The organism is Paenibacillus sp. GbtcB18 (assembly GCF_019091125.1).
Lineage (GTDB): Bacteria > Bacillota > Bacilli > Paenibacillales > NBRC-103111 > Paenibacillus_F > Paenibacillus_F chitinolyticus.
This window is the reverse complement of record NZ_JAGXJX010000261.1, coordinates 1-279: the sequence shown is the minus strand read 5'-3', so window position 1 is coordinate 279 and position 279 is coordinate 1. Positions and strand designations below refer to the sequence as shown.

Here is a 279-nt window from a genome sequence, read left to right as displayed (position 1 = left end):
ACTGCTGCAATACGAGACGACGAAGCATGAAATCGACAGGCTGAACCAGGTTGTCTCTGGCAGTTTAAGCGTCGGGGCAAGCTTCACGATCGGAGAGTTTCTTCACCCAAAGCTGCTGGCGAGCTATGCGCGGCTGTATCCGGGGGTAGAGGTACAGGTCACCGTCGGCAATACGGATGAAATTGAGCGGCTCGTGCAGGCGCACGAACTGGAGGTCGGGCTGGTCGAAGGAGAGCTACAGCGGCCGGGGATTCGTTCGGAGACATTCATGGAGGACGA

1 protein-coding gene is annotated in these 279 nt (G+C 57.7%); it reads left to right on the top strand.

Annotated features, from left to right (window positions below; translation table 11 throughout):
• A partial coding sequence (locus KVT34_RS30200) for a LysR substrate-binding domain-containing protein (RefSeq protein ID WP_254635246.1) occupies positions 1 to 279 on the top strand: 279 nt, incomplete at both ends.